This window comes from Embleya sp. NPDC050493 (genome assembly GCF_044458105.1).
Classification (GTDB): Bacteria; Actinomycetota; Actinomycetes; order Streptomycetales; family Streptomycetaceae; genus Embleya.
This window is the reverse complement of record NZ_JBITHP010000033.1, coordinates 20285-27168: the sequence shown is the minus strand read 5'-3', so window position 1 is coordinate 27168 and position 6884 is coordinate 20285. Positions and strand designations below refer to the sequence as shown.

The 6884-nt window shown below is 70.3% G+C and carries 7 protein-coding genes; 2 read left to right on the top strand and 5 right to left on the bottom strand.

The annotated features are described in order from the left end of the window. The first annotated feature begins 95 nt into the window (after nt 1–95). Nucleotides 96–668, top strand: coding sequence for a hypothetical protein (locus tag ACIBM5_RS40020; RefSeq protein WP_396011613.1), 573 nt, complete (start codon nt 96–98; stop codon nt 666–668). Between the two features lie 205 nt (nt 669–873). On the opposite strand, the gene ACIBM5_RS40015 is transcribed toward ACIBM5_RS40020, so the two are convergent. Together ACIBM5_RS40015 and ACIBM5_RS40010 are read right to left on the bottom strand one after the other, a co-directional pair. Further along, nucleotides 874–1443, bottom strand: coding sequence for a GNAT family N-acetyltransferase (locus tag ACIBM5_RS40015; RefSeq protein ID WP_396011612.1), 570 nt, complete (start codon nt 1441–1443; stop codon nt 874–876). Between the two features lie 57 nt (nt 1444–1500). After that, nucleotides 1501–2280 (bottom strand): SDR family NAD(P)-dependent oxidoreductase, encoded by a 780-nt coding sequence (locus ACIBM5_RS40010; protein WP_396011611.1) that lies wholly within the window; start codon nt 2278–2280, stop codon nt 1501–1503. Between the two features lie 344 nt (nt 2281–2624). On the opposite strand from ACIBM5_RS40010, the gene ACIBM5_RS40005 reads away from it, so the two are divergent. Next, a complete protein-coding gene (locus tag ACIBM5_RS40005) occupies nt 2625–3413 on the top strand; it encodes a hypothetical protein (RefSeq protein ID WP_396011610.1) in 789 nt (262 codons plus the stop codon). A gap of 241 nt (nt 3414–3654) precedes the next feature. Here the strand turns inward: ACIBM5_RS40005 and ACIBM5_RS40000 are convergent, their stop codons facing one another. The 3 genes from ACIBM5_RS40000 to ACIBM5_RS39990 form a co-directional block, all read right to left on the bottom strand. Continuing rightward, the gene (locus ACIBM5_RS40000; protein WP_396011609.1) at nt 3655–4134 is read right to left on the bottom strand and encodes a MarR family winged helix-turn-helix transcriptional regulator; all 480 of its coding nucleotides are present in this window, start codon (nt 4132–4134) and stop codon (nt 3655–3657) included. Nucleotides 4135–4494: 360 nt separating this feature from the next. Continuing rightward, nucleotides 4495–5481 (bottom strand): acyl-CoA dehydrogenase family protein, encoded by a 987-nt coding sequence (locus tag ACIBM5_RS39995; RefSeq protein ID WP_396011608.1) that lies wholly within the window; start codon nt 5479–5481, stop codon nt 4495–4497. A gap of 6 nt (nt 5482–5487) precedes the next feature. Beyond that, nucleotides 5488–6675 carry an acyl-CoA dehydrogenase gene (locus ACIBM5_RS39990; protein WP_396011607.1) on the bottom strand — a complete coding sequence of 396 codons (1188 nt, stop codon included), beginning with the start codon at nt 6673–6675 and terminating at the stop codon, nt 5488–5490. Nucleotides 6676–6884 lie beyond the last annotated feature (209 nt).

The following is a 6884-nucleotide window of genomic DNA, read 5'->3' as shown; positions in this document are numbered from 1 at the left end:
ACCCCCCCCCCCACCCCCCCCCGCCCCCCCCCCCCCCCCCCCCCCCCCCCCCCCCCCCCCCCCCCGCACGCTGCCGGTGTGGTTACGCTGTCCTGATGAAGCCGGATCGGGTCGACCGGAGCAACGCGCTGACCGCAGCTGGGGCCGTATTCGCCGCGACTGCGGCTTGGGCGACGTTGCGGACTCTGCGATATCAGCGTCAACAGCTCGACGAGCAGCGGTTGTTCGTGGCCGAGCAAACCCGCGTCCTACAGCTCCAACAAGACCAACTGCTGGCCTATGCCAGAGACCGAACCGACCAGGCCCGCCGCATCACGGTCGACAGCAAGTTCGCCGACGTGCCCGGTGATCCTGCTGCCGACGGCAATGGATCCCGCACCGTCACGGTCACCAACCCGACCGACTATCCGATACGCGGCGTTCGCGTGGACTTCGGTGGCAGTGGCAGTCCGGAGTGGGCGACCATTCAGCTCGAAGGACAGTACGGAGCCACGCGATCGACGTATCCGATCGACGTCCTGGCCCCGAGAAGTGTGGCCGTCTTTTACAGCGGCGTATGGCCTGCCAACGACATCTTCTACAGCCCGCCTCAGGTTACGTTCACCGATTCCCTGGGGCAGCAGTGGCAGGTGAACGAAAACGGGCAGCGATGGCTCGTCACGGGCTGAGGCCGCAGCAGCGCAGCACATGGGATGCCCCCCGGAGCGGGACGGAGCGGAGCGGAGCGGGACGGAGCGGGGCGGGGCGGGGCGGGCACGGGATGCGGATGCCAGTGGTCGCCGTTGGCAACGCGAAGTGCCGCCACGAGCCCGGGAAGAGGCCGTCTCGTTCGAAGCCGAAGGGACAGGAACCCAACCCGATGGCTTCGGAAATTCAGGGGCCGTGCGTGCCGTCGACGGGCGACGCGGGGCGGTACAGCCGCCAGATCACGTCGATCCCGCTGCCCGAGGGGGCTGTGGGCAGCCTCCCCTGTTCACGTCGGACTTCGGTGAAGCCCAACCGGCGCGGTATCGCGGCGCTGGAGGTGTTTGCCAGGTCGTGCGAGATTTCCAGGTACTCCACCTCCGGCAGGGTGAACATCTCGGCGACCAACGCCGCCGTCGACCTCGTGGCGATGCCCCGGCCGGTCGCGGCAGGGTGCAGCCAGTATCCGATGCGCCGGCCCCGAGGCTCGGCCCCGCGGGAGGACTGGCACATGCCGACGGGAGTGCCGTCCGTGGTGATGGCGTAGTTGTACACCTCGCCGGTGTCCCACCGCGCCTCGAACTTCGCGAGGAGTTCCCGGGTGTTCTCCTCACTGTGACCGGCAACCCACAGCTCCCAGGGGCGCAGGTGGTCCACGGACTCCTCGATCAACGCGAACGCCGAAGCGAAGTCCTGCTGCCCCTCCCAGCGTCGCAGGACGAAGTCTCCGCATTCGATGAGCCGCCTCGGTTGCGCCATGACGGCCATGATCGTTCGCAGCACGGCTCTCCGCAACGACGTACAGGCGGCCGGTCGTCAGACGCCGTAGCCGCCGTCCACATCCAGCTTCTGGCCGCTGATGAAGCCCGCCCGGTCGGAGGCCAGGAAGCAGACCGCCTCGGCGATGTCCACCGCCCGACCGAATCGCCGGAGCGGGATGTTGCGCCGCGCGACGTCCAGCGCGCGCTCGTCCAGGTCGCCGCTGTCGATCAGCCGCGCGGCCATGCCGTCGGTGAGCATGCCCGGCCCGACACTGTTCGCGCGGACCCCGAACCGGCCCTCCTCGGCCGCGATGCCGCGCACGATCGCCTCGACCGCGCCCTTCGTACAGGACGACAGGCCGTCCCGGACCGGGAACCGGCTCGTCGCGGCCGTGGTGACCGCGACCAGACTGCCGTTGCCCGCCGCGCGCAGGTGCGGCAGCGACGGGTGCACCAGGTTGAAGAACGCGGCGGCGTCACCGTCGAGTTGCTCGCGGTACTGGGCCGGCGTGACCCGACTCAGGTGCACCATCGGCACGTGTGGCCCGGACGCGTACACAACCGTGTGCACGCCGCCGAACTCCGCCGCCGCCGCGTCCACGAAGGTCGCCACGGCGTCCGCGTCGGTGAGATCGACCTGCCATGCGCGGGCCCGCCGGCCGTGCTCGGACCGGGCCTGCTCGGCAACCGCCTCGGTCGCGGCGGCTCCCTTGCGGTAGGTGACCGCCAGGTCCGCACCGCGCTCGGCGAACATCCGACAGATCGCGGCACCGATCCCGCCGCCGGCCCCGACGACCACGACCGCCCCGGCCCGACTCTCGAAGTCGCGCTCCATGACTGGCTCCCTGCTGCTGCCCGAGCTTATCTGACGACCAGTCAGGAATATCCCCAGAGTGGAGAACTGTCAATGGACAACCACTCTGATCAGCACAAACGCCAAAATTGGTTGACCTGCATCACGCAACTCACCGCCCCACGAAGCCGGCACGCCCACAACCCGGCCGAGGACACGATCGGCCCTGACCGAACCGGGACATGAACCGACTGGAATGCTGAAGCGCCGCCTGTCGCCTTCGGCCGGCCACCCCACCCCGGGCCTGTACCCGTCCCGTGCCCGTGCCCGTCCCCGTCCCGCTCCTGCTCACGCTCCCGTTGCCGCTCCCCGCGGAGGTCCCCGCCTTGGCACGTTCCCGCATCCGCCCCTCACTCGGCCTGCTCGCGGCCGCACTGCTCGCCGCCACAACCGCATGCTCGAAGGCCGCCGAGGTGAGCACGGCCGGCCCCGCATCGGCCCCGCCCACCACGACGACCACCACAGCCGACTCCGCGACGAAGCCCACCCCCACCGCGCCGGCGTCGCCCCGCACCGCGCCCTACCTGTCGAGCGACGAACTGAAACGGGCACTGCTCCCGAAGGCGGACATGCCCGAGAGCTGGACCACATACGTGGACACGGATCCGGTACCGGAGGGCAACGACGCCGCCGGCGACTGTGCGCGGCTCACGACCATGCTGAATCCCTCCTCCGGCGTGTTCCCGGTCAAGGGCGCGGCGTCGATCACGGCCAGGGATCCGGCTCCCGGTGGCAAGTCCTACGCCATCTTCGGCGTCACGTTGACCTCCCTCACCCCCGGTGACGCGGAGGGCCTCATCCCCAAGGCGCGGGAACTCGTGCCCCGTTGCCCGACCGAGCGATTCAGCCAAGAGGGAACCACGGGTCGACTGACCACCCGCGAGATCGCAGACCCCAAGCTCGGCGACGCGAGCATGAGCGCCGAGGTCGTGACGCGGTTGGACAACGGCCAGGGATGGGCGCACTCCATCGTCCTGATCCGCGTGGGCACCACCCTCATCCGGGTAACCCACGTCAACCTCACCGAGCCGACACCCCACCGCCCCGACGAGAGCCTGGTACGCAAGCAACTCGACCAGGTCACGGCGGCAATGCGCGGCGGCGGCACCGGCTGACACACGGCCCACATCCCACGCCGCACGGCGGGCCTCGGCCCCGGTCCGAATCCGAACCGAGGCCGAGGCCGAGGCCGAGACGACACGACACGACACGAGACGACACAAACACACGAGACGTCGAGACGCGGATACGTCAAGACATGGATACGTCCGGCGTCGAAACACCGGAGCCTCCACGCCCGCCACGGTCCCTCCGTGGGGGCCTTGCAGACACGAGGCCCCACCAGGCACCGACCCGTCACTCCTCCGGCGTGTGACCCAACGCCTCGCCGAACTCGGCGAGCAGGTCGGCAAGTCGGTCGACCTTCTCGGCCGGCCAGTCGGCGAGGACCTCACTCATCAGTCCGGCCCATTGGGCACGGATCCCGTCGGCCAGACGCCGTCCACGCCGAGTCGCCCGAAGCAGGTGCGCGCGACCGTCCGTCGGATCGACCGACCGCTCGACGAATCCGCCCCGGACGAGTACGTCCACCTGACGGCTCGTCGTGGACCGGTCGCTGTCCAGGAGTTCGGCCAGAGCCGACGCCCGCACCGGGCCGAACTTCACCACCCGCGTAAGCGTCTGGGCCTCGCCCCGAGTGAGTTCCCCGCCCGCCCGGCGAGCAAGCTCGCGATGCCGACGCCCGCTCCGCGCCCCGGCCATGACCACTTCGAGCCCGGCCTGCAACCGCCCGAATGCCTGCCCCCGCGCGACCGCGTCATCCTCACCCCGGGTCACGCCCCGCGCCACCTTCCCCCACCCCAGCCGGCACCCACAGCGTGCGTCCGTCCAGCGTACTGAGCCGACGCGCCCGCCTCCTGGGACGACCGCCCCCGATTCCCGCCTTTGCACGGGCATCCGCCCACCCTCGTCGAACCCCGAGCGGGGCTGATTCGCATCGGCAACGTCGGGAACGACCCGACCCTCGACACCGGCGAAGCCTTCCGGTGGCCCACCCAGCCCCGCACTCGAGACCACCCGGCCCGGCCGGCGTTTGAGGCCGACCCAAGGCAACCCTCGCCCCACGGCGGACCGAACCACCCAGCCCGGCCCGCGCCCGAGGCCGACCTCAAAAGCCCTTGCGGCCAGAGCGCCCGGCTACAGCGTCCCCGCCAACGCCTCCTCGTTCTCCTCCGCCCCGCCGAACTGCGTCGAGTGCACCCAAGCCCGCTTCAGGTAGAGATGCACATCCACCTCCCAGGTGAACCCCATCCCCCCGTGCACCTGCGTGGCGTCCTTGCCGTTGCGCGTCGCCGCGTCGTCACCCATGACCTTCGCCGTGAGCACCGCGACCTCCGGATCGCCCACCGCCGGGTCGTCCAGCGTCACGGCCGCCGCGTACACCGCCGCCCGCGCCAGCTCGGTCCGCACCAGCATGTCCGCGCACAGGTGCTTGACCGCCTGGAAACCGCCGATCACCCGCCCGAACTGCTCGCGCTCCTTGGCGTACTGCGTGGCCAACTCGGTGAGCCGACCCGCGATCCCCAGCTGAAGCGCCCCCGTGAGCACCGCTCCGATTCGGCGCCACTGCTCCGCGACGAGAGCATCGGCCACCAACTCACCCGCCGGCAGCTCGTCCACCGACGTCACCGGCGTGAACGGATCCACCGGATGCGCCACCCGCACCCCCTGCACGGCGGCCGGGTCGACCCGCCGAACACCCTCACCCGTCAGCACCAGCAAACAATCCAACGCGTCCAGGTGCTCCACGAGCAGCGGCCACGAGTCGCCCTCGATCAGCCCGACCACCGCATCACCCGCGGCGGCCTTCGCCCCCAGCTCCCCGGGCAGCGACGCCGCCAGGTGCGTGGCCACCAGCGGCCCGGGCAGCAGCACCCGACCCGCCTCCTCGTACACCAGCGCCGCCTCGGCCACCCCGAGCCCGACGCCGCCCGCCTCCTCGGCGATCCGCAGCGAGAAGAAGCCGGTCTCGGCCAGTTCGCGCCACAACCCGCGGTCCACCATGCCGGGCACCGGCGCGGTGTCCACCAGGGCCCGCATGCGATCCCGACCGAACCGTCCCTCGCAGAACTCCCGTACCCCGGACCGCAGATCGCGCTGGTCCTCGCTCAGCTGGAAATCCATGCCCGATCACCGTTCCTTCGGCAGGCCGAGAATGCGCTCGCCCACGATGTTGCGCTGGATCTGCGACGTGCCCGCCGCGATCGTGTACGACAGCGACGACAGCCGTTCGTCCATCAACGAGCCACTGGGCAGCCCCGCCACGTCGTCCACGGCGAGCGCGGCCCGACCGAGCAGCCGATGTGCCAGGTCGTACACCTTCTGCTTCGTCTCGGAGAACCGCAGCTTGAACACCGAACCACCCACGCCCGGCACCCCGGAACGCTGCGCCTCGGAGACGTTCCACTTGGTCAATGCCCACAACGCCTCGAACTCGGCGGTCAGGTGCCCGAGTTCGCGCCGCAGCGCCAAATCGTCCCAGGCGCTCGCCTGACGTCGTGTCACCTTCTTGGCCAGCGCCGCGAGTTCGCGCAGCAGACGTTGGCAGGCGACCACTTCGCTGACGAACGCCGTACCGCGCTCGAACGACAGCGTGACCATGGTGACCCGCCAGCCGTCGTTCTCCTCGCCGACCCGGTTGGCCACCGGCACCCGCACGTCGTCGAAGAACACCTCGGCGAACTCCGAGGTGCCCATCACCGTCTCCAGCGGACGAATGGTGATGCCCGGCGTGTCCATCGGCACGATCAGCCAGGTGATCCCCTTGTGCTTCGGGGCGTCCGGGTCGGTGCGTACCAACATCTCGCAGTAGTCCGCGACTTCCGCGTGCGAGGTCCAGATCTTCGAGCCGTTGACGACGTAGTCGTCACCGTCCCGGACCGCCCGGGTCCGCAGCGAGGCGAGGTCGCTGCCCGCACCCGGCTCGGAGAAGCCTTGGCACCACACGTCGTCGCCGCGCAGGATGCCCGGCAGGTACCGGCGCCGCTGCTCCTCGGTGCCGGCCGCGTCGATGGTCGGTCCCGCGTGCAGCAGGCCGACGAAGTTCGCCCCCACGTACGGTGCGCCGGCCCGCTCGGTCTCCTCCAGGAAGATCAGATGCTCGGTCGGCGTGGCCCCCTTGCCGCCCGCCTCGACCGACCAGTGCAGGCCCGCATAGCCGGCCTCGAACAACAACCGCTGCCAGGCCGTGTCGTAGGCCCGTCGACCCGGCCAGTCGTTGCGGTCGGGCTTGGCCGGCAACAACGGAATGGCCCGGTCGAGCCACGCGCGCAGTTCCGCGCGAAAGCTCTCCTCGGCCTCGGTATACCGGAGGTCCATGGTTCTCGACTCCCTGTCGAACGAAAGGTCGAATGCTCGGGCAACCGAACGGCCTGCCGACCGGCAGGCCCCGGACCGGACGCCCGTGGAAACCAACCGGGCCGAAGCCCGAAGAACAAGCGCAAATCACGCAACCCGAAGGACGAAGCCCGAAGGGCCGAGCACAGAGCCCGGAGCCCAGAGCCCGAAGGACGGGGCCCAGAGCACGA

Bases quoted from the DNA above. Each gene is read 5' to 3' on its own strand.
- ACIBM5_RS40020 (WP_396011613.1), top strand. From the start codon at position 96: ATGAAGCCGGATCGGGTCGACCGGAGCAACGCGCTGACCGCAGCTGGG.
- ACIBM5_RS40015 (WP_396011612.1), bottom strand. From the start codon at position 1,443: ATGGCGCAACCGAGGCGGCTCATCGAATGCGGAGACTTCGTCCTGCGA.
- ACIBM5_RS40010 (WP_396011611.1), bottom strand. From the start codon at position 2,280: ATGGAGCGCGACTTCGAGAGTCGGGCCGGGGCGGTCGTGGTCGTCGGG.
- ACIBM5_RS39995 (WP_396011608.1), bottom strand. From the start codon at position 5,481: ATGGATTTCCAGCTGAGCGAGGACCAGCGCGATCTGCGGTCCGGGGTA.
- ACIBM5_RS39990 (WP_396011607.1), bottom strand. From the start codon at position 6,675: ATGGACCTCCGGTATACCGAGGCCGAGGAGAGCTTTCGCGCGGAACTG.